At 38.6% G+C, this 24,907-nt stretch carries 22 protein-coding genes and 1 pseudogene; 11 read left to right on the forward strand and 12 right to left on the reverse strand.

The window, feature by feature from the left end:
• Nucleotides 1-1,174: 1,174 nt before the first annotated feature.
• Both AC5JMK_RS28720 and AC5JMK_RS28725 read left to right on the forward strand, forming a co-directional pair.
• Nucleotides 1,175-1,780 carry a Crp/Fnr family transcriptional regulator gene (locus AC5JMK_RS28720; protein WP_096675035.1) on the forward strand — a complete coding sequence of 202 codons (606 nt, stop codon included), beginning with the start codon at nucleotides 1,175-1,177 and terminating at the stop codon, nucleotides 1,778-1,780.
• Nucleotides 1,781-1,937: 157 nt separating this feature from the next.
• Nucleotides 1,938-3,566 carry an iron uptake porin gene (locus tag AC5JMK_RS28725; RefSeq protein WP_096675034.1) on the forward strand — a complete coding sequence of 543 codons (1,629 nt, stop codon included), beginning with the start codon at nucleotides 1,938-1,940 and terminating at the stop codon, nucleotides 3,564-3,566.
• Nucleotides 3,567-3,737: 171 nt separating this feature from the next.
• Here AC5JMK_RS28725 and AC5JMK_RS28730 read toward each other — a convergent pair whose 3' ends face one another.
• Both AC5JMK_RS28730 and AC5JMK_RS28735 read right to left on the reverse strand, forming a co-directional pair.
• A complete protein-coding gene (locus AC5JMK_RS28730; protein WP_096678812.1) occupies nucleotides 3,738-4,589 on the reverse strand; it encodes a DNA adenine methylase in 852 nt (283 codons plus the stop codon).
• A gap of 53 nt (nucleotides 4,590-4,642) precedes the next feature.
• The gene (locus AC5JMK_RS28735) at nucleotides 4,643-4,897 is read right to left on the reverse strand and encodes a hypothetical protein (RefSeq protein ID WP_096675033.1); all 255 of its coding nucleotides are present in this window, start codon (nucleotides 4,895-4,897) and stop codon (nucleotides 4,643-4,645) included.
• Between the two features lie 183 nt (nucleotides 4,898-5,080).
• On the opposite strand from AC5JMK_RS28735, the gene AC5JMK_RS28740 reads away from it, so the two are divergent.
• Entirely contained in the window at nucleotides 5,081-5,680 is a 600-nt protein-coding gene (locus AC5JMK_RS28740; protein ID WP_495911578.1) for a DUF3318 domain-containing protein, read from the forward strand.
• 1 nt (nucleotide 5,681) lies between these two features.
• On the opposite strand, the gene AC5JMK_RS28745 is transcribed toward AC5JMK_RS28740, so the two are convergent.
• A complete protein-coding gene (locus AC5JMK_RS28745; RefSeq protein WP_096675031.1) occupies nucleotides 5,682-7,553 on the reverse strand; it encodes a glycosyltransferase family 39 protein in 1,872 nt (623 codons plus the stop codon).
• A 249-nt stretch (nucleotides 7,554-7,802) separates the two neighbouring features.
• Between AC5JMK_RS28745 and AC5JMK_RS28750 the strand changes: the two genes are divergently transcribed.
• On the forward strand, nucleotides 7,803-8,228 hold the full coding sequence (locus tag AC5JMK_RS28750) for a ketosteroid isomerase family protein (protein ID WP_096675030.1): 426 nt from the start codon (nucleotides 7,803-7,805) through the stop codon (nucleotides 8,226-8,228).
• Between the two features lie 316 nt (nucleotides 8,229-8,544).
• Here the strand turns inward: AC5JMK_RS28750 and AC5JMK_RS28755 are convergent, their stop codons facing one another.
• From AC5JMK_RS28755 to AC5JMK_RS28765, 3 genes are all read right to left on the reverse strand, one after another.
• Entirely contained in the window at nucleotides 8,545-8,967 is a 423-nt protein-coding gene (locus AC5JMK_RS28755) for an ATP-binding protein (RefSeq protein ID WP_096675029.1), read from the reverse strand.
• 3 nt (nucleotides 8,968-8,970) lie between these two features.
• Nucleotides 8,971-10,641, reverse strand: coding sequence for a SpoIIE family protein phosphatase (locus AC5JMK_RS28760; RefSeq protein WP_495911581.1), 1,671 nt, complete (start codon nucleotides 10,639-10,641; stop codon nucleotides 8,971-8,973).
• Between the two features lie 198 nt (nucleotides 10,642-10,839).
• Nucleotides 10,840-11,556: a response regulator transcription factor gene (locus AC5JMK_RS28765; RefSeq protein ID WP_096675027.1), complete on the reverse strand. Its 717-nt coding sequence runs from the start codon at nucleotides 11,554-11,556 to the stop codon at nucleotides 10,840-10,842.
• A 667-nt stretch (nucleotides 11,557-12,223) separates the two neighbouring features.
• Here AC5JMK_RS28765 and AC5JMK_RS28770 point away from each other — a divergent pair.
• Together AC5JMK_RS28770 and ftsE are read left to right on the forward strand one after the other, a co-directional pair.
• Entirely contained in the window at nucleotides 12,224-12,982 is a 759-nt protein-coding gene (locus AC5JMK_RS28770; protein WP_096675026.1) for a WecB/TagA/CpsF family glycosyltransferase, read from the forward strand.
• A 172-nt stretch (nucleotides 12,983-13,154) separates the two neighbouring features.
• Nucleotides 13,155-13,904: a cell division ATP-binding protein FtsE gene (gene ftsE, locus AC5JMK_RS28775; RefSeq protein WP_096675025.1), complete on the forward strand. Its 750-nt coding sequence runs from the start codon at nucleotides 13,155-13,157 to the stop codon at nucleotides 13,902-13,904.
• 54 nt (nucleotides 13,905-13,958) lie between these two features.
• Here the strand turns inward: ftsE and map are convergent, their stop codons facing one another.
• Nucleotides 13,959-14,735: a type I methionyl aminopeptidase gene (gene map, locus AC5JMK_RS28780; protein ID WP_096675024.1), complete on the reverse strand. Its 777-nt coding sequence runs from the start codon at nucleotides 14,733-14,735 to the stop codon at nucleotides 13,959-13,961.
• Between the two features lie 6 nt (nucleotides 14,736-14,741).
• Nucleotides 14,742-15,749, reverse strand: coding sequence for a Gfo/Idh/MocA family protein (locus AC5JMK_RS28785; protein ID WP_495911579.1), 1,008 nt, complete (start codon nucleotides 15,747-15,749; stop codon nucleotides 14,742-14,744).
• Nucleotides 15,750-16,256: 507 nt separating this feature from the next.
• Between AC5JMK_RS28785 and AC5JMK_RS28790 the strand changes: the two genes are divergently transcribed.
• A complete protein-coding gene (locus AC5JMK_RS28790; protein ID WP_096675022.1) occupies nucleotides 16,257-16,559 on the forward strand; it encodes a ferredoxin in 303 nt (100 codons plus the stop codon).
• 421 nt (nucleotides 16,560-16,980) lie between these two features.
• Here the strand turns inward: AC5JMK_RS28790 and AC5JMK_RS28795 are convergent, their stop codons facing one another.
• Nucleotides 16,981-18,588: a SpoIID/LytB domain-containing protein gene (locus tag AC5JMK_RS28795; RefSeq protein ID WP_096675021.1), complete on the reverse strand. Its 1,608-nt coding sequence runs from the start codon at nucleotides 18,586-18,588 to the stop codon at nucleotides 16,981-16,983.
• Between the two features lie 186 nt (nucleotides 18,589-18,774).
• Between AC5JMK_RS28795 and AC5JMK_RS28800 the strand changes: the two genes are divergently transcribed.
• The 4 genes and pseudogenes from AC5JMK_RS28800 to AC5JMK_RS28815 all read left to right on the forward strand — a co-directional run bounded on the left by AC5JMK_RS28800 (nucleotide 18,775) and on the right by AC5JMK_RS28815 (nucleotide 20,575).
• Nucleotides 18,775-19,038 (forward strand): sulfiredoxin, encoded by a 264-nt coding sequence (locus tag AC5JMK_RS28800; protein WP_096675020.1) that lies wholly within the window; start codon nucleotides 18,775-18,777, stop codon nucleotides 19,036-19,038.
• Nucleotides 19,039-19,286: 248 nt separating this feature from the next.
• Complete coding sequence (gene grpE, locus AC5JMK_RS28805; protein WP_096675019.1) at nucleotides 19,287-19,937, forward strand: nucleotide exchange factor GrpE; 651 nt, start codon at nucleotides 19,287-19,289, stop codon at nucleotides 19,935-19,937.
• Between the two features lie 30 nt (nucleotides 19,938-19,967).
• Nucleotides 19,968-20,111 (forward strand): annotated as a pseudogene (locus tag AC5JMK_RS28810) (ATP-binding protein); the annotation flags it as partial.
• Nucleotides 20,112-20,239: 128 nt separating this feature from the next.
• Complete coding sequence (locus AC5JMK_RS28815) at nucleotides 20,240-20,575, forward strand: STAS domain-containing protein (RefSeq protein WP_096675018.1); 336 nt, start codon at nucleotides 20,240-20,242, stop codon at nucleotides 20,573-20,575.
• A gap of 123 nt (nucleotides 20,576-20,698) precedes the next feature.
• Here the strand turns inward: AC5JMK_RS28815 and AC5JMK_RS28820 are convergent, their stop codons facing one another.
• The 3 genes from AC5JMK_RS28820 to AC5JMK_RS28830 form a co-directional block, all read right to left on the reverse strand.
• A complete protein-coding gene (locus tag AC5JMK_RS28820; RefSeq protein WP_096675017.1) occupies nucleotides 20,699-21,835 on the reverse strand; it encodes a PP2C family protein-serine/threonine phosphatase in 1,137 nt (378 codons plus the stop codon).
• A gap of 187 nt (nucleotides 21,836-22,022) precedes the next feature.
• A complete protein-coding gene (locus tag AC5JMK_RS28825; RefSeq protein WP_096675016.1) occupies nucleotides 22,023-22,808 on the reverse strand; it encodes a DUF1350 family protein in 786 nt (261 codons plus the stop codon).
• Nucleotides 22,809-23,758: 950 nt separating this feature from the next.
• The gene (locus AC5JMK_RS28830) at nucleotides 23,759-24,478 is read right to left on the reverse strand and encodes a hypothetical protein (protein WP_495911580.1); all 720 of its coding nucleotides are present in this window, start codon (nucleotides 24,476-24,478) and stop codon (nucleotides 23,759-23,761) included.
• Nucleotides 24,479-24,907 lie beyond the last annotated feature (429 nt).

Below are 24,907 nucleotides of genomic sequence, written 5' to 3' on the forward strand. Positions count from 1 at the left end.
ATTGGTCATTGGTCATTGGTCATTGGTCATTGGTCATTGGTCATTGGTCATTGGTACTAATGACCTTTGATAAAACTTTACCGGATTATCATCAAGGATTGATGACAATCCATTGGTTTATATTGTTAAACTTTCAAAGTTAACAATAACCACAGCAGTAGCCTAAACCAGATTTTCTCGAAAACTTAGATGATTTGTAATCTAACTTACATTTCATATAAAGCTTACCTGTTCTTAAACTTTGAATATTAAATTAACCAAGTAACACTTAATAATATTTGCCCTCTAAGTTAAGTAGGCGCAAATAAATATTACTATGTTAAGAAATATAAAATTGTTGAAACCCTTACCAATGACAAATGACGACCCTCACGAGTTAGCTTTATTTGTGCTGACGGATTTAAACCGTGCTTTATGTGTAATCAATCAAATGTTTTTTAAGACAATTTCCTGCATTAGCAACAAATAAAGTTTAGAAAGCAGATAATTCTCATTAATAACGACAACAGGTGAAGAATTTTTGCAAACTCGTCAAGTCCTAATCTACTCGAATTACTTTACAAAGACCAGTGATGATCTGCCAAATTTGCGGTTTTTATCGTTGCCATAATTAAAGTTAATTGATAATGATTCTCAATTAATGTATAATGCAATAATAGTTAATCAAGAATTAGGCAATTAACAGCATGCTTGAATTAGTTTTGCTGCTTATTTGCTAGTAAACTTTGTAGTAACCCTTTTATTTTGAAACTATAAAATTTACTTCACAGATTAGTTACAAAAGTACAAACTTCTCCAAAGAATATTTTTTATTAATTTTTTATATGCCTGTAAATATGTACGACATATACACCTACAATTATCCCTGATTCATATCTAACTAAATCAACTACATGGTTATAAGCATTATCACAAAAAGTTACTTTTGGAGTAATTTATATTTATTTTGTTTAAAAGTCAAATAAATAAGTATTTTCTGAATCTACAAAAATTTTCCACACCCGACATTTATCTTTTGGTCTAAATTAATGCTTCCTAACACTAACTAGCTTTACGTTCGATAAATTGAGTTACGAGTTTACATCTGTGAAAAATAAAATACTAACACAGCTATTAACTTTAGTTATCTATCTAATCTCTTTGAGTTGCTAATAATCCTAACCCAACAACACCAATGATTTATTCCAGCAGTCGCACACAAAATTCAATTGTATCCCATAAGTCTAGCTTATCATCAAATTTACCCCAAAGAATCTTTACTCGCAGAGAAGTTATTCCAGCTCGTAATGATGTGTTATGGCGAATCGAGCGTGGAGCAGTGCGTACCTTGACTTGGAGCGAAGATGGAACATTCATTACTTTGGGCTATTGGGGACCAGAGGATTTAATTGGTTATCCTCTTTCTAGAGTCAAGCCTTACCAAATAGAATGTTTAACTAGTGTAGAAGTGAGTGTAGTACCACCGCATCATTGGAATCAAGATGTCAATGCTCTCATAACTCATATTCAACAAGCAGAGGAACTTTTAAGTATTGTACATAGAAAACCAATTTCCCTACGTTTGTGGCAATTTTTGGTTTGGCTAAGTGAAAAATTTGGCCGGGATGTAGAACAGGGTAAGCTGATTGAACTTAATGTTACTCATCAAGAGATGGCAGAAGTATTAAACACAACGAGAGTGACAGTAACTCGCCTTCTCCAACAATTTGAGGAAGAAGGTAACTTGCTACGTCATAAACGCAGAATTATTTTATGTTTACCAAATAAAGTAATTAAATAACAATTAAAAATAGCGGTGGGTACTTGCGTTAATCACCGCTTCTTTTGGTACAATTGTTACTGAAAATCATGGTTCTAACTCAACTGAATTTAATTAATAATTTATTTGAGCAAATATACCACGATTTACCCAGTAGGTGTGAGTGAGACTAAACAAAATGACAAAACCATTCAGGAACGCCCTTAAGCTGAGTCCGCTTGTTTTTGCTGCCACATTATTGGCAGCCAATAGTGCATTTGCAGCAGAAGTAAACCAAGAAATCAATCAAGACGTAACTTCTGTAACTCAGTTATCCCAAGGATCAACTGAAGGCATGAGCCAAGTAACATCTGTTTCTCAGTTTTCTGATGTACAGCCTACAGACTGGGCATTCCAAGCATTACAGTCTTTAGTAGAGCGCTACGGTTGTATTGCAGGTTATCCCAACGGTACTTATCGTGGGAATCGTCCCATGACCCGTTATGAATTCGCCGCAGGTTTGAATGCTTGTTTGGATCGGGTTAATGAACTGATTGCTACAGCAACAGCTGAATTGGTAACAAAGGAAGACTTGGCTACCCTACAGCGTTTGCAAGAAGAATTTTCTGCGGAACTAGCTACTTTGCGCGGTCGTGTAGATGCTTTAGAAGCTCGCACTGCTGAGTTGGAAGCAAATCAGTTTTCCACTACTACAAAGTTAGTTGGGGAAGCTGTCTTCAACTTTGGTGGAGCTTTTGGAGATGAGAAAGCTAACGGTAGTGGCGATGATGTAGATGACAATTTTACTTTCTCAGACCGAGTTCGCTTGAGTTTGAACAGTAGCTTCATGGGTACAGACCAACTGCAAATCCGTTTACAGGCTGGCAATATACCTAACTTTGGATCAGCAACCGGGACTAACATGGCCCGCCTCGCCTATGATAATAATACTGGTAACGACGTTGAAATCGATAAAATCAACTACGCTTTCAACCTCAGTGATTCTATTCGTATTAAGGTAGACGCTAATAACGGTGAGTTCTACGAAAACGTTCCTAACTTCTCTGAATTTTCTAGTTCAGGAAGAGGCGCGATTTCCCGCTATGGTCGCTTCAGCCCTATTTATCGCCAAGGTTCCGGTGGTGCTGGTCTAACCGTTAATTTCCAACCTCCAGGATCAGCATTCAGTGCGTCTGTGGGTTATCTAGCTGGTGGAAGTAATAACGTAGCTAGTAGTCCTCTTGATGGAGCTGGTCTATTTGATGGTAACTATGCTGCTCTTGCTCAACTTGCTTTCCAACCAAATGGAGCATTCAATATTGGTTTAACTTACGTTCGCAGTTATCAAAATAGTGTTGGCGGTGTTAGCCTATTTGGATCTACAGGTAGTGCAAATGCCAACCAACCTTTTGGTAATGGTATTGCTACTGCTGCAAACCACTATGGTGCAGAAGTTAACTTCAAGCCCAGTTCTAAGTTCACTGTCGGTGGTTGGGCAGGTTTCACTAATGCAGAAGCTAAGAGTGGTCCTAATGAAGGTGACAATGCGGATGCTTTCTATTGGATGGCTAACGTCGCTTTCAAAGACTTCGGTAAAGAGGGTAACTTGCTTGGTTTTCAGTTTGGTCAACCACCTAAAGTTACTGATAATGACATCGGTGCGCGTGAAGATGATGACAATTCTTATCACATAGAAGCGCTCTATCGTTACCAGTTGACCGACAATATTGCTTTCACTCCAGGTGTGTTGGTCATCTTAAATCCTGAGCATAATGACAACAACGATACAGTTTATGTAGGTACACTTCGCACTACCTTCACTTTCTAATTAAGTAGGTAGGCGTAATTAAACATAAGATCAAATCTCACCCTCAATCCCTCTCCTTAATAAGGGGAGGAGGGTGAGGTTTTATATTTAATTTGACCTACTTACTTAGTTGTTATGTTAGTCTTTGTTTCAAATAACTAACAAGCAACTACGTATTAAGAATAAAAAAAGTTATCCCCGCCTGTGTGCGGGGTTTTTTTTATCATAATTAGGTCTAATTACATAGTTGGTGATGAATAACTCCTTACCTTTAGCAGCACTACTTTGTTTGTAGTTATTCATTCCATACTGTAATTCCCACTCAAACAAATTAGAGTCTTGAAAATTTTCTCTAATTTTAGGTGAGTCATCGTAAGTTATTAGCCAACGGTGATGACATTGTATCACCAATTCAGCAAAACTCTGATGCTCAAAAGAGGTGTGTAAATTTCCATCTTTACCATACAACTTGGATTTAGTAGCAGCAAAATAAGGGGGGTCTAAAAATATAAATACATCTTGACCGTCTGCGGGTAATAGTTCCTTATAATCTAAATTAGTAATCTTTACATCTGCTGTTAAAATTTTTTCTAATTTCTCTAGACGGTCTATCGACGAGTAAGTAAAGCGTTTATGAAAAGCTTGCTCAGAAAATCCTCCAGATTCTACAGTCCCAGAAAAAGTAATTCTATTGAGAATAAAAAAGCGTACTGCTCTATCAAAATCAGATAAATGATTGGTATCTACACTAGTTAATTCCTCAAATAATAACTTACCATCTGTGTATTTATCTTTAACACGACGTATTTCTTTCACTAGCTGAGGTAGATGAGATTGAGTAGATTTCCAAAACAGAAATAGTTCGCGGTTTAAATCGTTAATCCAGATTTTTAGGTGAGGAAATTTTTGCCTTAAGTAAATAAAAACAGAACCGCCACCCACAAAAGGTTCTCGAAACTCAGAAAAACTATCTGGTAAGTATTCGGCTATTTGGTTAATGGCTTTTGACTTACCACCAGGGTAACGTAGTGGACTTTTTATCATAATTGTTGTAGCCAATAACATTTATAAGTTTAAATAATCAAACGATTATGTACTTAATTGTCTTGGCTACTGAAATTGGACGGCGGGCGATCGCTACTCCAAGCCCACCAGACACAACCACAGTGACAGTGGTAGAATTCTTGCCATTTGCGTCGGTATTCCTCTGTAATTACGGGCGAACGGCGATTAATCCAAACTTGTGCAGCTTCCAAACTGCTAGCATGACATGTGGGACAGCAAAATTCACGAGCATGAATTGCTTTATTAGTCCATTCCGGTGGGATGGGAGCAAAAGCCTCTATGGTCATTAGTTATTAGTGATTAGTCATTAGTCAAGAGTCATTGGTCAAGAGTCAATTATTATCAAAACTGGTATTTTAGAATCCGATAGCTTAGGTATTCTTAAGCATATATCAAAAAAATCATACAGGCTGATGATACCTTACAGCTTAGTAAACCCGTTCCCCGTTCTCCGTTCCTCGTCATAATTTATGGAGCCAATTGCCGAAATTCGCCGTTTATATGATGTTATGCCTGCTTCTGGTCGAATTATGACCAAAATTCTGAGTAAATCGGAGCAAACAAAAGTAATTGATGTTTCCTTTCCTTTACCTTGGAATCGGGAACGACCAATATATATTAATTTTAATTTGTGGCGTCGGTTGACGAAACCACAACGAGATTTGATACTATTGCGGACAGTTTGTTGGTTGACAGGGATAAGGTGGTTGAAACCAGATATTTATCAAGGCATAGCCATAGCTGGAATCTTGGGCGCATTGGTAGAATTTTGGCAAACAGATCCGGTAGGTGTTGTTGTTGCTGGTGGATTGACCACTTTGGCAGCATATCGTATTACTGCTATCAACCGTTCTCAACACTCAGAGTTAAACGCTGATGAAGCCGCAATTAAAGTAGCACAGCGCCGTGGTTACTCAGAAACTGAAGCAGCACAGCATTTGTTGTCTGCGATTGAGACAGTTACAAAAATAGAAGGGCGTAATGTCCTAAATTTCCATGAATTAATCCGTTGTCAAAATTTGCGGGCGATCGCTGGTTTGTCTTCAGTGGGTGTGCCAAATCAATTCTAAATTAGGAATTACAGTGATAAAGCTTATACTCATAACCGTTAATTGCTGGTAAGCTTTGGGTGTGCTTAACACAATTTTTGATTGCTTCTGGTTCAGCAGCACGAAAGTTCACTAACCATAAGTCAAGGGGACGGGGTAGATTTTCTAAGGAATTTTGGAGAGTAGTAGAAGCATTAGTATGTTTGTCTTTATGAGCTAAAAGGAATTTTGGAGACAGAGAAACACTATTGTGAAACTTAAATTCTCTAGCAACTCCCATCATTTCACCAATTTGTACATGAGTTTTTTGGGTAGTCGCAATCAATATCGGCACTTTAGATGTATTTTGAATCAGTTCTATAAATAAATCTGGACGGTAATATTTTTGATACCCTAAATTACAAATAACTGTGATAGCACTGATAAAGCCAATTATCCAGATAATTAGCACAGACATTTTTCCCGTTACTCCCCACCTTGTTGTCTTTCCTGGGGGAATATTCCAACTAATTGCTAAACTCGCCCCTACTAAAACCACTACCGCAGGAAAGTACACGAAATTATAACGAGCACCTCTAGTGAGATCAATCCCAAGAAAATAAGTAAAGCAAAAGAATAAAGCGATCGCACTCACAATTACACCAGCAAACATTTGTGTAATTATGCGGCTTTGTGGTTTTTGCAGCTCAGTTTTAAAACCATTAACAAAAATTGGTATTGCCCAAACCAAGAAGATAGCCATTACCAATCCAGAAGCAATTACCACTGCTAGCTGTGGTGATTCCACGGGTAGTAAAACAATCATCGTAATCCAGGCTGCCATAGCTTGAAAAATTGGGCTAATCCAAGCAATACCGATGCGATCGCCTTGAATCCAATTTGTTAACTTATCACCATAAGCATTATGTAAAAATGCTGGTATCCAAACTATACCCCCGATCAAACTGCCAAGAGCAACAGCATAAATGCGCCCCCAAGGAGGAGAGAAGACAGACACAGAGAACTTGAGACGCGGAAGACTGAGAAAACGCAGAGGAGGAAGCTTTGCTGACGCCTGCGAAGATGTGGAGAAGGGGAGATGCGGTGATGGAGAGAGTGTATCATCTTTATTTCCTATATCTCCGTGTCTCTGTGTCTCCGTAACTTCTTCACCATGTCCCCCTGTCGCCGTGTCTGTTTGTCTCCACTTTTCCCAAGCGAGAAAAATTAGCACAACAGCTTCAGTAAGCAGCGTGAGTGCAAAGAAATAATGAGTTGCTACACCCAAAGCATTAATTCCTATCCAAGCAAAGACTAACCAAACGGGTAACTGATTACGCTTTTGGATGTGGCGCGTGGTAACTACTAAGCAAGCCAGAGAAGCAATTACCCACAAAATAGCTAAAGTATAGTGACGAGCTTCTTGAGCCAAAAAGATGCCGTAGGGTGAAATAGCCATGATTGCAGCAGCTAAATGACTCACCAAACGCGAACGAAAAGCCAGCCAGCTTAAACCATAAATAGCAGGAATGGATATTGCCCCAAAAATAGCAGCAAGCGATCGCGCTCCCCATAATGAAACTAAACCTGCTTGTGTGGGAAACAACTTTACCCACAGGTGAGTTAGCACAAAATATAAAGGTGGATGATTGCTTTCACTAAATAAGTGTGTTAATACATCCTGAATTGTTGCACCTGGCTGGGGTTGTAGTGGCTGTAATAAAACATCAATTGCGATCGGTTGATTTAACGGTACTGGCAAAAAACTATTTCCCAGACTGAATACTAAAGTAGAAAATTCGTCTGTCCAAGGGGGTTTTGCTGTCAAATTGATTAAGCGCAAACCGACACCGATGAACAGCCAAACCAAGAGCAAACAAGGGTGAAACCAACGGGGATATGGTGGAGCCGCCATCACATTGAATATTGAATATTAAGTATCAGACGTGAAATTTTGAATTAAAGTTCAATTCAACATCCTACCCTGAATCGTTCAGAATGCCTCATCTCTCTAGAGAGTGGAAGTGAATGAGCAATTGAGCATACCTGGGTAATATTTATTACCTACTAACCACTAACAAATATAAAAAATACATCTCTAGCAGCAAGATTTAAATTAATTTTTATTTGTAAATTAATAGAAATATAATTTGGAGTTAATTTTATGGTTTTATCACAATCATCATCTGCAAATACTACACAAGAGTTAACTATTGAAGGAATTACAGAACCAACTATCCTTGCTTACTTTCAAACCTTAAATGCAGGAGATTTTAATGCTACTGCTAATTTATTTGCAAATGATGGTGTCATGCATCCGCCATTTGAATCTGGAATAGTAGGACCAGAGGCGATCGTTAATTATTTAAACAAAGAAGCTTTAGGTATTGAAGCTTCTCCTCAGCAAGGAATATTTGAAACTATAGAAGAAGATTTAATCCAATTTCAAGTGACAGGAAAAGCACAAACTTCTTGGTGTGGTGTCAACGTTCTATGGCAATTTGTTATCAACCAGGAGCGAGAAATTCTTTATACCAAAATCAAACTGTTAGCTTCTCCCCAAGAATTGCTGAAAATGCAACGAAATTAATTGATAGAAATTGAGAAAGCCAGATCCCCAATTTCTTCTGTGAAGTGGGGATCTTATTGTTAGCCAATAAGCCAGCAACCACTAATCACTAAAGGTGACATACTCCCATCGCTGATTGCAAGCACTTGCAGTGTGGGCTTCTCACCTAATCCGATGCTTGCTGAATTTACGTATGGTTTAGTCATCTTAACATATTTTTATTTTTTGATAAATACCACCTATAAATCAAATAATTTTTGCAAAAGTTATTAATTTAATTAATATTTCTTAATATGGAGATTCGTCAAAAATATACTTACTTCAAGTGGATATGATATTAAGCAGTTTCTGGCACACTCACTTGTAGCTTGAGACAGTTGTAACCATCAATCTGTAACTTGTACTCGACTTTATCCATGAGACGATTCATAATGAGCCAACCATAGCCACCTTCTTTTTTGTCGTTGGGGCTAGGAGGTAAATAGTTGGATAAGTCGAAACCTTCACCACGATCCCAAATTTCTAGGGCGATATCCCGGTCTTTTAATTCTAAACGGATTAAAACTGGTAAATAAGGCTGCTCTTTATGGGCATGACGTACAACGTTGGAATAAGCTTCTACCAAAGCCAATCGTAGACGACTTGATTGTCGTGACCAATCAATCGATTCTTTGAACTGGACTTCTAAGCATCCCAATAACCAGTTTTCGACGATACCTAAAAACTTCAGGTCGCTTGGTATATGAAGTTCACTTTTCATTGCTTAAAAAACCTCCAGTGAAAGTATGGTCTGGTCATCTTCTTGAATATGGTTGTCAGCCTGAATACGAGCTAACAATTTATTGAGAGATAATGGTTGAGTTTCTTGTTGCAAGAGTTGCCAAAGACCATCAAGATGTAGCATGGAACGATAATTTGGCTTGATCTCATTGAGTGAATCTTCGGCTGTATGACTCTTTTTTATCACTGTGGCTTCAGTAATTCCATCACTGGTAAACAGTAGGACATCTTTAGGAGCAAGAAACAATTGACCAAAATCTGCTTGCCATTTTGGTAGAATACCCAAGGGAATACTACGTATTTTTAGGTAGTTGGGATTTTCTGTGTCAGTGTTGCCAGACCACAGCAGAGGATAAATATGACCTGCATTAGCATAAACAAATTCTCTGGTAGTGGGAGTATATCGGGCTAAGATGAGAGTGATAAAGTAATTGCTACTAACTAAGTCATCACCTAAAGCTTTATTAAGATTTTGAATCACCACGTTTGGCATGGCTGGTGTTTCTTGAGATAATTCACGACGTAACACCGAGATTGCACTAGCCATAAACAAAGCAGCCGGAACTCCTTTGCCGGAAACATCACCTACTGCTAACCATAAATCTCCTTTAGGATGGACAAACACTTCAAAAAAATCTCCCCCGACTTCACGAGCGGGGTAACAGCAAGCTTGTACCTTTGCATCTTTGATATCAGGTAAGCTTTGGCGCAGTAGATTATTTTGAATTTGACGAGCAACCTCTAACTCAGTTCGGATCTGCTCTTGCTTTTCCTGAAGACTTTGGTAGAGTTTTGCCTGAGAAAGGGCTAGAGCTGCTTGTTCAGCGACACCTGTAATTAGCTGGATGTCTTCATCTGGCCAAGGGCGATCGCGTCCTGATTGATAGAGAGCCAGAATTGCAAGCAGATGTTGCTGATAAGTAAGTGGCACAGCTAGTTGGTAACAAGGATGATCATGGTACGTATATTGACTATGCTGATAATGCTGAGTTTCGAGAACTTTTTCAATCAAAAGACTGGCATCGAAAGCTTCACACGAACAAGGAGTTTTAGAATCTAAATAGTAGAACTCATTTGATGTCAAGCAATTGCTTTCTACTGGTCTAAGCAAGCAATAACTAGTTTTAAAAGACTGACCAATCGTAGCAACAATTTTCTCCAACATGCTGGAGTAGTCTAGAGACTCGCGGATTGCAGTGGTGACAGCATTAAATAATGATTCTCGTCGTAGGGCGCGACGTAACTCTTGAGTACGCTTTTTGACTAGTCGATAGGTGTCTGCTGCTTGCTCGACAATTACTTTGAGTCGATCAGGTTTCCAAGGTTTAGTAATATATTTGAAGACTTGACCAGAGTTAATGGCATCAACTAGATCTTCAACATCAGTAAAACCAGTTAGCAAGATGCGCATCGTATCAGGAAAACGCTCTACCGTCAAGCTCAAAAATTCGGTGCCATTCATCTCTGGCATTCTTTGGTCAGAGATAATCACAGCCATTTCGCCTTCTTTTTCCAAAATTTCCAGTGCTTTCAAGGCGTGATTTGCTCTGTACACTTGAAAGTCTCGCCTAAAAGTCCGGTAGAGTAATTCTAAGTTGTCTGGCTCATCATCTACCACCATCAATTTAAGTTTTTCGACATCTGTCCCAGTCATATTTGACTTCACTATTCCAGATATTTTAATGACAAGATGGCGTAATGGCATCTATTACACCTAATCGTCATTTGAACGCTAAGAAAGACTTTATTCAAGATAATTGACTCATTTTTAACACATATTTGTGAGAAAAACTTAGTATATTTACTTATAGCAAATAGCAATTTCAAACTATTGCACACGTGTTTTTCTGGCTTATCCCACTAATCCAGAGCGCAAAGCTCTAACTGCCGCTTGGGTACGGTCGTCAGCACAAAGTTTGTTTAAAATATTACGAACATGAGTTTTGACCGTTCCAACCGTGATATAGAGCCTTTCTGCAATTACAGCATTACTACAACCTTCTACAATCAGTTGTAATACCTCTAATTCTCTTTCTGTTAAGGTATAGGGGTCAATTAAATCTTCTTCACTGCCAATCTTTTCGGAATTTTGCACCGGGGATTTAGTCTCTGCCGTCATTTCCGTTTTCAATGGATTTTGTTGTGCTTGTTGTAATACAATACGTGCGATCGCTGGATCGATCCAAGCATTGCCATTGTAAGTAACACGTACAGCTTCTGGTAAGTTATCAAACTTAATATCCTTCATACAATAGGAGTCTGCCCCGGCAGCAAAGGCTGCAAGCACTGCTTCTTTGTTATCACGCAACGTCAAAATTAATACCTTTACTCCTTCTTCTCCAGTGGTAAGTGCTTTCACATCTCGTGTAAGTTCAATACCATCTTTATCTGGTAAGCCAATGTCTACAATTGCAATGTCTGGATGTAATGTTTTTAACAATCTGATGCCATCGGCAGCATTAGCAGCTTCTCCGACCACTTCTATATCTTCCTTTTGCTGTAGTGCTATTTTGATGCCTACACGAGTGAGATCATGATCTTCTATCAATGCCACGCGAATTTTATTCATAGTCGATTCTGCCCATTACACTCTTAACTGTGTAAGATTGAGTTTACTAAAAAGTTTTAGAAGATGGAGTGCAAACTACTTGCAAATTCTGAATTTGCAATTTGAATTGCTGAATTAGTTTAAGTTTAGCTAGCTTGAAAAAAGGGTGTGGGGGTGTGGAGGTGCATGAGTGTAGGAAAAATCATATTTTCATGCACAGGTTGTGTTGTCAGATTTTCTCATGAATGGTTGACTTGGGCCTTGTGGTAAGGGGGTAAAAAAATATTGAACCACTAAGACAACAAGACACACAGAATTTTCATCCCTTCTGGTGTACAAAGTAAATGTTTAAAATCACGAGGTGTACTAAATAATTGCATGTTAGGGAATAAAAATAAAACCCTCTCTATCTTTTGCTTTGATGCTTAATAGTTTTAACTCTCATCTTGTGCTTTGAAGTTTCATAGTACTGTCTTTTAAACTACTTTGTATTGAGTAACACAATCTAAACTTTGACCGTAAAACAATTTAATTTGGCTTGCAACCATTCGTAGAGAGAATGTATCTAAAGTTTATTTAGTTAAAAGTTATATTCTAAAATACGCATTTTTCAGGAAATCTCTATCTTCAAAAATTTGTTAAACTATCGTTCGATGGATATTGGTGTGAGGCTACTCAAAACTAGGCTATGTTTAAACCGCCTAAAGTGTTTTCGGTGTTGGGGCTACCAGTTCATATCATGACAGATTATCCAAGCTGGTTGCTAGAAAGCTTGCAACAAGGTATGGGAGCGCATGTAATTACGCTCAATGCTGAAATGACCATGCAAGCTGAACAAAACAAATCTCTGGCTGAAGTGATAAAAACTGCTGAACTAGTCATTCCAGATGGAGCAGGAGTAGTTCTATTTTTACGGTGGTTGCGGGGACAAAAAGTGCAACGGATTCCCGGTATCGAGCTAGCAGAGACACTGTTACGAGAAATTGGAGAACAACAAAAGGACGCAAAGCTATTTTTCTATGGTGGTGCGCCTGGAGTTGCTGCAAAAGCCGCAGATTTTTGGTTGGGGAAAATTCCAAGTTTGACAATAGCAGGAACATATTCTGGGTTCCATTCCCAAGCAGAAGAAGAACAATTACGGCAAACTCTTGCTCAAGTCCAACCAAAAGTTATTTTTGTTGGTTTGGGTGTACCACGTCAAGAGTTATGGATTGCTCAAAACCGCCATTTGTGTCCCCAAGCAATTTGGATCGGCGTCGGTGGAAGTTTTGATATTTGGTCAGGGACAAAAACTCGTGCTCCTGCTTGGTTGGGAAACAATCATTTAGAATGGCTGTACCGACTATACAAAGAACCTTGGCGTTGGCGAAGGATGTTGGCTTTACCTAAATTTGCTCTGAAATCTTTGATTTATGGTTTGACTGTAAGAGAAGCGATCAGTCAGTAAATTTTTGGAGATTGGGGATTGGAGATCACGGAGCAGAGACTAGGAGGACTAGGGTGACAACCATCTACCAACCACAAGCTAAAAAATATAACTATAGATTATGAGATTCCTGGGTACTTCTTGGGAATCATTATTTTATACATGTTTTAGTTGTGGGTGTGAAGAAATAGGAATGTCAACAGTAGTATCACCGAAAGCGAAGTCTGACAAATTTACTCATGTTCAAGACACCGATACTCAACAGCCTAATACTGGGCTGATGGTGCAATTGCGTTCAACTGCAAAAACATATTTTAACGGTCATAATGCTCTTTTAGATATGAATTTGCAAGTAAAACAGGGTGAATTTTTATTTATTACAGGTGCTAGTGGTTCTGGTAAGTCTACACTGTTGAAACTGTTGTATGGTGAAGAGTTACCAACACAAGGAAAGGTAATAGTCGATGGGTGTGATGTGGCTTCTTTACGGGGCGATCGCTTATCGTTATTTCGACGCCGAATTGGGATTGTGTTTCAAGACTACAAGCTCATCCCTCAAAGAACTGTAACAGAAAATGTTGCTGTTGTTTTGCAAGCACAAGGATATACCCGTAAAGAAATTCAACGGCGTCTAGAACCGACATTAAAGTTAGTGGGTTTGTTGAATAAAGCTGACTATTTTCCTGAACAATTGTCTGGAGGAGAACAACAACGGGTGAGTATTGCCAGAGCAATTATAGCAACCCCACCAATACTTTTAGCTGATGAACCAACTGGTAATCTTGATCCTGATAACTCCTGGCAAATCATACAGATTTTTCAGAAATTAAATTCCTTTGGAGCAACAGTCATTGTTACTACTCATGATGAGCAACTAGTCCGCAGATGCAGTCATCGTGTGGTACAAGTCCGTAACGGCAAATTGCATCAAATTAGTCAATAGTCAACACTTCAGTGTCAAGAGTCCAGTGTCTATTGTCCAGAGTGAATAGTTTTTTCACCAGTCATTCTCTTTTTGCAATGTCAGAATTTCCACACCGTCTTGTGTGACAGCAATTGTATGCTCAAACTGCGCCGAAAGTTTGCGATCGCGCGTTAAAGCAGTCCAGCCATCGCTTAAAACCTCAACTTCCCAAGTACCTTCATTAATCATGGGTTCGATGGTAAATACCATACCAGGTCTGAGTACTCTGCCTTTGCCTCGTGTGCCGTAATGGGGAATATCTGGTGCGGTGTGAAAAATATTGCTGATTCCGTGTCCAACAAAGTCTCGGACTACAGAAAAACCTTGTGACTCAGCATATTCCTGAATCGCAGCACCAATATCTCCAATGCGTGCGCCTGGTTTCACCTCAGCAATACCTCTGTCACGACATTCTTGTGTCACCTCGACTAATTTTTTGGCTACGGGCGAAGGTGTACCAACAAAGAATGTTTTTGATGTGTCGCCGTGATAACCATCCACGATCAGTGTCACATCAATATTGATAATGTCACCATCCTTCAAAATCTGCTTGGCATTAGGAATACCGTGACACACCACTTCATTGATACTGGTACAAATTGACTTTGGGTAGCCTTTGTAACCAAGAGGCGCGCTTTTTGCTCCATGAGCCTGTGTCCAGCGTTCTGCTTCATCGTTGATTTCCAGAGTGCTGACTCCTGATTTCACCATCGGTTCTAAATAATGTAAAAGTTCGGCTGCCAAGTTACCAGCCTGACGCATTTTCTCTAGTTCTCTTTGGGATAAAATTACAATAGTTTGATTTTTCATAAAAGTTTAATTATCTTTATTCACAACTGCGGTTAACCCGGTTTCGGCAGAACGCCTTGCTGCATCCGCAACTTTAAGAGTATACAAGCTTTCCTCTGGAGTGACATACAGTGGAGTGCCATCAAAAAGATGGTTTAACACCATATTTGTATCTTTAGCAAATAATCCTCGGCGACTACCAACCTCTATGGGTGTGGTTTCCTCTGCTTTGACTAACACTCCAGTATTACCATCAAAAATTAATCCCCCTTTTTCACCATGAACCTCAAGTTTACGTTCTGGTTGCCACATAGTTTCGCCTTTAGCATAGATCACTTGTGCTAGTAGTCCACTACTAAAACTCAACTGAGCCACACAGAAACAGCTTTGATAATATTCTGTTTCCCTTGCCCAAAAACGATTGTGACAATTGACTGTCAGAACTTGACCAAATAAATCAGTCAAACGATGTAATCTTGATAACGCTGCTATTAAGGGAAAACCGAAAAGCTCATGACTGTAAGTCCATTTTTTTGGTGCGGGATGTTCGGGTTTAATAGTGTTGTAACGGACAAAAAAAGGTTGCCCAACTTTAGGTAAATTTTGCTTCAGGGCTTGATGTACACCACCCAGAAGTTCAATATGTTCTACGTGTAGTAGTTTATTTTGGGTTTTTGCTAGGGCAATAAGTTTCTCAGCCTCTGCGACACTCACAGCTAAGGGATACTCAACAATTACGTGTTTACCGCTAGAGAGTGCTGATGCTGCGATCGCACCATGATCTCGATTTACAGTACAAATTATTACTAAGTCCACATCTTCTCTGGTGACGAGTTCTGCCCAAGAATCCATGACTTGACACTGAAATTCCTCAGCAAAGGCTACTGTTTTTGTGGGCGTGTTCCCAGTTACAGCAACAAGGTGCGATCGCGTAGCGTCTCCTTTGGAGAATCGCTCATCATCCATCAACGCTTCTGCGCGTAGCTTTGCTGCATACCCAGTACCAACTAAACCAATACGCACTTTTTGTTTCATCCATTTCTAACTAGTGGTCTGTCCCATTAATTCTAAAGGGTTTGTAGTGAGCGATAAATCGCTCAATATTAAGGACTAAAGTCCTGACTACGAACTTAGTCACCCTTGAGAATTAATAATATAGACCCAACCATTAGTTTTAGAGCAAAGCAATTGAATCTCCTAAATTTTGGTTGCTACTTAGTTGTAATTTACTCAGACCTTAGTATGATGAGAACTTAATCAGCAAATTTAGACGGTATATCTATACATTCAAGCTTCTTTTCAGATTCATAAATTTATCTAATAGTTTAACTGCTTGCTGGTTTATTCTATAAGTAAAACTTATTGTTAGCAAGTAACTAAATTTCATTACTAATCGCCTTGAAATTCCGGTTACATCCTTTTCTTTTTCTCGTAGTATCAGAAGTGAAGCAAAATATCACAAGCGACTAATCCTATAGGACTAGCCAAGCTGTTTGCTTCAAGATAACTTATACTGCCGCTTGCAAAAGAGAGGATTACTGCATGGCTACTTTCAAAGTTACACTCGTTAACGAAGCTGAAGGGCTAAATCAAACTATTGACTGTGACGACGATACCTATATTCTAGACGCTGCTGAAGATGCTGGTCTAGACTTGCCCTACTCTTGTCGTGCTGGTGCTTGTTCCACCTGTGCTGGTAAGCTTGTTTCTGGTTCTGCTCCAGACCAATCTGATCAGTCATTCTTGGATGATGACCAAATGGAATCTGGATATATCCTGACCTGTGTTGCTTATCCAACCGGAGACTGCACTATCGAAACCCACAAAGAAGAAGAACTCTACTAAAACTTAGGCGGCTCACATCTGCATCTCTTGCAAGAGTCATCGATGCCCTAATAATAGGGAAAGAAAAAGCAGGACAGACAAAAAAATTCTTCTTCTTTTGTGTCTGCCCCAAACACCTAAATTTGGCAAAAAGTCAAGTCGTACCTTGGCAAAACGGCAGGAAATGCATAAAATTGCGTTCCTGCCTTATTCGCTTGATGATCTAGCGCATCTAAACATATAGATAAAAAGCTTGCTGTACAAGCTTTTTACCTACAGCATAATTGCCCTATTCTAATAGTTTAAACTACCTCGACTTGAAAATGGGTGTGGGGGTGTAAGGGTATAGGGGTGCAACAAGAGTCCTATTTTCTATTCCAATACGGTTGATGTTAAAGCCAAAAACCTGATTTTGCGTAACTATTGAAGCATATAAATTTAACTAAAAATTTTTGTTCGTCAATTTAATACTATTGTCGAGTAAGTGAATTTGAGTGCCAGGATAGTAAAACTCTAATATTTTTGCATTTGACCAGCCTAGTTTAGCTAAGTTTTGTGCGCCTGTTTGACTCAAACCAACTCCGTGTCCCAGTCCACCACCAACGAAGGCGTATCCCCAAAGCCCCGGTTGACCTTTGTTGAGAGGTTGTAGGTAAAACAATGTACTTACTGGGGCAAAAAAAGCACTACGAACTTCATCTTTGTATAAGTAAAATGTACCAATTTCTGTGGACACAGCTAGTTTGAGAATACGTCCACTTCTGCTGCGTTCTACTACTCTCATCCCCTTAATGGTTTTAAACTTAGCATAAGGGCTATTTTTTACCTTCAGAAATTTCTGTAAACCTTTGGTAATATCTTCTAGTTTGCTTTCTCGACGCCACCGGAACAGATCCCACTCGCTTTCATTAAAACCCTTTTTCAAGTTGATAAATTGCTGGAAGTTGTTTTCATCTGCAAGATTTTGCCCAGGTAAGTTCCAAATATTGCTGGGAGAATCAATTATGGGTTGCAGATATGGACGATCATCTCCATTCCAAACGTCGCTGAAAGCAGCTGTCACACCGCCAGTGGTAGAAGAATAAAGGGCGTCTACCAACTCGTCATTATAGGTCAGTACCATACCCCGTGTAGTGGCGATCGCCTGGTCTGTAACAGCAGTGGCTCCTTTTAATCCATAATAAACTTGACAGTGTGTATCAGCACATAATTGATACCCATCTGCTTCAAATCTGCGTATATTTCGCAGAGCATAGGTACGAGCAATAATCGCTTGTGCTTCCATTGAGGCTTTTGGAGCTTGTATACCTATTTCATGAGGTACTACTCCACGTAAGTATGTTTCTAAAGGTACTACATTCACTAAAGTGTAAGTACCATAAGCATTTGACTGTAACTGTAAATCTCCGGCGTAGAGTCGGGCATTCTGTGGTTTATTACCTTCGTTTACTTTTATTAAATTTTTATTGCTGCTAATTTCTAGATAATCATCACTGTAACGCTTGCCATCTATTACCCAGCTCACTCGTGGTACTTTTTGCGGAGTTTTAGTATCAATAAGCACTTTAGCTTTGCCAGCAGATTGCAAGCTTTCCAATAGTAAGCGACGTAGCAGAGGAGTGCTGTAAACATCCCGTTTTGCCCATACTTGCCAACGTTCTGGTTGAGTGATTTCTACTTCTATACCCTTAGATTGCCAGTTTTTCGCACTATCTTCGGCTGTTTCATAAGTACGGTAGGTTCCCAGCACCACTCGTTCCTCAACTGCTGGTTCCACTAACGGTTGCATCGTCACTTCCAATTTAATTGGTTTGTTTGTAACCAGAGTTTGCGGCTGGTTATTACCTTTTTGGAATTTTAACTGCAAGCGATCGCCCTCTGTGGGTTCAAGTAGCAACTGTTCTTTCGGATTATCTCCAAAGCGTTGCACAATTCCAACTCGCAGTTCTACATCATTTGCCAATCCTTGAGGACGCGATGCAGCCGTCAACCCCAATAAACAAAATGTTGTCAGTACAGTATACGAACAACGCCAGAGCGATATTTTCATATAAGTAGATCCGCAGCCAGTATCATCTTTATAAATTAGACGACGAAATTCCTTTGTAGTTTAGTCGCTTTCTGAGGTTATTTGGCTATCGATGCTGGCTATATTTTAAACTCTTTTAACAAAATAGTTGCAAAATAAAGTCATAACGATTATGATTTACATAGATGACTGAAAAACACTTAAGATATGGTAAGAGTTCAAGAAATACCTTTAAATCAGATCAGGCGACCCTTGCCACGCCAGAACGATCCCAACAAAGTCCAAGCTTTAATGGAATCAATTGGTGAAATTGGACAGCAAGAACCAATAGACGTTATAGAAGTGGATGGACAATTTTATGGCTTTTCTGGCTGCCATCGTTATGAAGCCTGTCAACGTTTAGGTAAAGAAACAATTTTAGCCAGAGTCCGCAAAGCACCCAAAAGTGTGCTAATGAAGCATTTAGCGTAATAGTCATTTGTCTGAGGATCGGAGATGGGGTAATACGGTTCGGTTAAGGATTTTTAGTCATAATTTTGGGATTGTATCAGACGCGATATATCACGTCTGGTACAGGATTTAAATGTAATCGATTTGTCTTATCCGAACCGTATTGGGGGATGGGGGATTGGAAACTGTGAAGAGACTTGTCTTCTTTATCCTCTTTATTCCCTATTCCCCGATCCCCTATCCCTTTATTCCCTATTTCCCGATCCCCAATGTCCCAAACTGACTTTACCCAAAATTTACAAGATTTAATGCAACGGGTAGGTGTTTCTAGTTATAAAGCACTGAGTCGTGCTGCTGGGGTTTCAGAACGACAAATTTTACGGCTGCGACGATTTGGAGTTGAGCAGATGCGTGTAGATGTCATGCTCAAGCTGTCGCAGATACTCCAGATATCATTACAGGAATTAGTGGCAAGTTTTTCTGTACAAGAATTATTACCAAAGAAAGCCGCATCTGAGGAATTCTTACAACAAATCACAGACTTAAAAATAGAGTATGATCGCCTGCAATTACAACTGCAAAAACAGCGCTTAAGTTTGCAGCAAGAGTTCCAGCAGTCAAGTTTACAACTGCTGGAATCTTTATTATTGCAGTTTCCTACAGCAGCTCATAAAGCGCGAGAAAATCCCCAGCTAAGTGCTGTCAATATTGTGCCGTTGGTACAAAAACCGCTAGAAAGACTTTTACAGGATTGGGGAATAGAAGCGATCGCATCTGTTGGATCAGAAATACCCTACGATCCCCAGTTACATCAATTGCTAGATGGTACTGCACAACCAGGAGATATTGTCAGAGTACGCTACATTGGTTATCGCCAAGGTGACAAGTTACTTTATCGAGCCAAGGTAAGTCCTTTGTAAATAACAAAAAAATGCTTACTGTTGAGACCTAAGCCTATTGGCAAAGGTACAGGAATGGGACTTTCTATTAGCTATCAGATTATTACAGAAAGACACGGTGGTTCTTTGAAATGCGTCTCTGTGCCAGGAATGGGGGCAAAATTTATAATTGCTATCCCTCTACGACAAAGATAAATTTTAGCAGACAATTTATAGATATAATTTTGAACGTCACACTTATAATATGGCAACAAATATTATTAGCAATTATACTTGGTTAATATCACGCTAAATTCAGGATATTATTCTAATGGTAGGAAATGATGAGTAGTTCAGTCAAAGTTATTCAAGTAGACGGAATTTTAGATGCTACTAAATCACAGGAGTTTCGCGACAAAATTACCACAGGACTAGAAAGTGGCGCAAAGACTGTATTAGTTGATTTTAAAGATGTGACGTTTATGGATAGTTCTGGTCTTGGTGCTTTAGTATTAGCTTTTAAAGCTTTGCGAGCAGTTAATACCAAGCTAGTTATATGTTCTATTAATGAACAGATTAGAATTTTATTTGAACTGACAGGCATGGACAAGGTTTTTGAAATTTTTGCTAATCAAGATGAATTTCATAAATATATTAATAGTCACGAACAATTAAATTAATTTATCAATTAGTTTCATAATGAAGAACAGGCTTTAGACTATACATTTTCTCAAATAATTTTTAATTAGATAAAATTAATATATATTTTAAAATTTAAAATTTAAAATTTAAAATTTAAAATTTTAATTAAAATTCATTTGTAGAATAGATAAATCATCATCAAAAACTTCTTGTGAATTTACGGCGATTAATTGCTGGATAATTTGGGTAACTTGGCAACCTAGAGGATGCTGTAATCCGACCAACATTTTGATAAAAGCATCTAAACCCCAAAGCGTACCATCAGCTTTGGTGATTTCGTAGGCTCCGTCACTAAAAACATAAAGGGTACTATTTTTTTCTATATTGCAAAAACCATCAGCATATTTTACCTGTGGAAACATTCCGACTGGCATACCAGGAGTTCTCAAAAGTTGAACTTCAGTAGGATTAGTCGATTTAGGAGATAATAAAATTGCAGGTGGATGACCAGCACTAGAATAAATTAATTGACGCTGCACACGATTATAAACACCGTACCAAATAGTAAAGTATTTATCATTTTCGTAGTTCATCTGAAAAGTATCATTTAATGCTCTCAATACCTCACTTGGTTGATAATAATTTAGACCTTTAAGAGCGCGCGATCGCAGTAAATTAAGTACAGAAATTGAAGGCAGAGTCGCTCTGAGTCCATGTCCGGCGGTATCTAATAAATAAATTGCCAGAGAATCACGATCAAGCCAGTAATAATCTAAACAATCACCCCCCAGTTGCCGTGAGGGAATAAAGCAAAAATCAATACTAAACGGCTTACTCATAGGAGAAGGAAGCAGCGATCGCACATATTCTGCTGCTTCTGCTAATTCAGTTTCTAAAATTAGCTTTTGAGTTTGCAAATCTCGACTTAACTGATGCAAACGCAATCCTGCTCTAACCCGTGCTTGTAATTCATTATGCTCGATTGGTTTAGTGATAAAGTCGTCAGCGCCAGCATCCAAACCCTTAACGCGATCGGGAATCGAATCTAGAGATGTTAACAGAATGAAAAATGTAGTGGATAATTTGCGATCTGCTTTGATGCGTTGACAAACTTCTAGTCCACTCATTCCTGGCATGATCCAATCACAAATAATCAATGCAGGATTGCCAATAGAAGCCTGTTTAATTCCTTCCTCACCGTTGTTAACAGCAACAACCTTATAGCCCTGTCTTTCCAGCATTCTTTTCAGCAGTATCTGAACTGCTGGATCATCGTCAATTACTAGAATTTGAAACATAGGCTAAGAAGGCAATAGGCAGGGATTGGGGAAGGTGGGGGGGATAAGGGGTAATGGGGATTGGGAATTGGGAATTGGGAATTGGGAATTGGGAACACGAAGCACGACTAACTATTTTATTTACTCTTACAACCCCTACACCCCTACACTCCTACACCCCCACACCTCAACACCTCAACACTCCTTACTATAGCGGTGACACTGGGTTAAGCCAAAAAAGTATAATGCGCTTAAGCTGCTGTAGGTCACGATATACTTCTTGTTTAAACCATTGTCCAATCGCATCCAAGGGATTGAAATCTTTACCTGTTTGCCATTTAACATCTTGTCCTAAGGGCGTGAGGTGATTTCCTTGGAGTATTTGTGTTGTCACCATTTCTCCAAAGCGCTGTTGTAGTAGTTTAGCTAAAGGTGCTGATTGGTCAATCGTATCATTGTTAAATTTAATTAATAAATTACGACGGACACTATAGTTTTCTTGTACTAGTTTCTGGGTTTCTAAGGGTGAAGGAGTAAATTCGACAGTAAGATTAGTATTAAACTTAAATGTGGAATTAAACTGTTCTATCAAGGGAATTGCATCTCGTGCAGCATAATTGTTGAAAGAGATGAAAATATTACCAGCACGTTCTACCGGAAAAAGACTACCAATTAGTAAATGCAGCTTGCATCCCATACTGTGTCCAAGTCCGTAAACAGGAAGGTATTTTTTACCCAGCATTTCCCGGTTTTCTAAGCGTAGTAAAGTGCGTTCAAAGTTGAGGAGAACAAGTTCTGCGATCGCTGTATGATCGAGAGTATTTACAAACGGCGTGGCAACAATTACAAAGCCTTTCTCTGCTATATTTTCCAATAACAAACGGTAAGTGATATGTGGAGCCGTAGCTACAAAGGCACCACCAAGGAAGTGGATTATACCTGTAGGCTTTGGTGGAATCAACACCCAGTTACCAGAGATTTCTTTCCATTCCATGTTGATAGGCGATCGCTAGTTAATTATTTTAGTTCACACTTTTTTATAGTAAACCTGCTGCCGAGTACGCGTCATCAAAAAGTCAGGTTACTTTCAAGCTAGCCATTCACAACAAAATCGTGAGGTCAATCTAAAATCCAAAATCGATTGATTCCTCTTAGACCCTCACACACATGTTCAAGATTATTCATGTGCAAAAATAAAAATTCCCGGAGGTTATTCCGGGAATCCTGTAGTTTGACACTCTTGCACTTGATTTATGATTTCTCTACAATAATCGCTTTTAAATCTACACATATGCCAAAATGCCAAAAACAACCGAGTATTTATGTAACATTTATCATTTTTATCTTAAATATTATCTGAGAAAGCTAGATGCAATTGCTTATATTTCTGGTACTAGTTTGAGAATGTAATTCTGATTATAGTCAAATTCCCAATAAAAGACCCCTGTGGCTAGGCAGGGGAGGAAATTTTGCAATTCGCGCTAATTTTGTGCAAGAACGGATTGCTAACTTACTGTACTTTTTATTCAATCCGAATTGTTGCCAAAATGCCAAAATAAAATCCTATTGCTTCCCAAACAATAGCCTTTACCATCATGGATACCTAGATGGATTGTGGTTCATTTGGTTAGCAATTAAATCTACCACTACCGCGATCGCCTTCATTGTTATTCATAGATGCTCCCTAACGATCCAAGGTTCTTCATTTCCATCTACAGAGAACAATAAGACAAACAGGAAAATAGGACTGTTAATCACAAAAAAAACTGAAACAAACGCATAAGTTAGCTTGCCTTTGTTTGATCATAATATATTGTCTTTTATTAGAAATACATTGAAAAAAATAACACTAATCTCAGATATTGTTTGGCAGGAAAATTAACACTTAGGAATGGGTTCTGAGGTATCAGTAGCTACGAAGCAATTTTGCTATATGTATAAAATTTAATGCTGGTTCTGTAAACGTTTCATCTCATGTTGAACATCCAAAGCAATCTGTAAAGCCTCATTTAACAACCTTCCATGTTCACTCGCTTGTTCTGGTACTTGCATTGCTGTTAAGGCAGCTAAATTATTCATAAATAGTTCAGAATTACTAATAATAAAATGCCGATTTTCTCGCAAAATTCTTTCTGTCTTTAAAGCACGTATCAAATCAGATTTTGTGAGTTGTAATGCTTCTATAACCTTACTTCTTTCTTTGATCGTCACTCCGACATTACCAACTGCTTCTATTTGATCATTGATATCTATTGCTTTAATAACAGAATTATATTTATCAACATCCATTAATAGCATTTGAAGAGAAGGTGTAATATTAGTTTTTACTACTCTATTTTTTTGCTTCCAAATCAGATATAATATTAACTGTGTCATAGCAGCACCCAAACTAACAAACACAATAAATGAAAGCCAAGATGGCATGAATGGCTTACTCATAAAACTTTTGACCAGCACATCAAATGCAAGATAGCTCACAAATGATATAGTAATGCCAATAAAGATCGTAGTAGCTCCCTCTGGACCTTTTGCTTGAACTATGAAATTTTGGAGTGTTTTCTTGATAGGGTTAAGAATAATTACTAGCTCATCATTAACAGGTAAATTCGTCAAATATTGTAGTTCACTGAGACTTATTTCTAAATCTTTTAAATCATGACGCACAGTTATCAAATCCTTTTTAAACGTAGTTTCACTAAAATTATATGCCAATCAAACTTGTGACAGATTCATAGAATGGCAATTTGACCAAAATGAGGTGTATGCTCTGTTGAATATCTCAGAAACTTGAAAACTATTAATATGTCTGATGCGATCGCATAATTTGAGTGTATTCTACTCAATAGTAAACTGCTATAGTAAATTCACAAATAGGTTATGTTATGGAATAAGCGATCGCTGCCGAAGTAATAGATCCTTGGAAGATGAAGTAAATGTGTAACATACACTAGACTCGATCACCACATGCAACTAGTAATACAGGTATAGAAAGCGATCGCCCAAACATCGTAATCACTCTCCAGCAAAAAAATACCCAGCAGTAAGCTGTTCAGCATTTAAATTGGGTATAATAAAAAGCCGAATTCAGTAAAA

Source organism: Pelatocladus sp., from assembly GCF_059505505.1.